The sequence below is a fragment of the Bacillus sp. SIMBA_005 genome (assembly GCF_046535585.1).
Classification (GTDB): domain Bacteria; phylum Bacillota; class Bacilli; order Bacillales; family Bacillaceae; genus Bacillus; species Bacillus pumilus.
Genome location: NZ_JAWRWI010000972.1, coordinates 1 through 245 on the forward strand (window position 1 = coordinate 1; position 245 = coordinate 245).

Here is a 245-nt window from a genome sequence, read left to right on the forward strand (position 1 = left end):
GTGTCTTGGATTTGGTTTATCAGCCTTGCAATAGCGGGCCGATTGTTTCAGACGATAGATACGAGCGGCAGGCTTATGCTGATCGTAAACAAATGCTCTGCAGCGGTAATGTGGGCAGCGGCAGGATATTTTGGGGTGTCACTCTTTTGCAATTGAAGGAGAAACAGATGAAAAAACGAATTTCTTAGAAAAGGGGGCATGCTGATGACTGATGCAAAACAGTTTTATGACTATCATTCTTGGGC

At 44.5% G+C, this 245-nt stretch carries 1 pseudogene; it reads left to right on the plus strand.

The features are described from left to right. Positions 1-156, plus strand: a pseudogene (locus SB660_RS22985) (amino acid transporter); the annotation flags it as partial. Between the last annotated feature and the right edge of the window lie 89 nt (positions 157-245).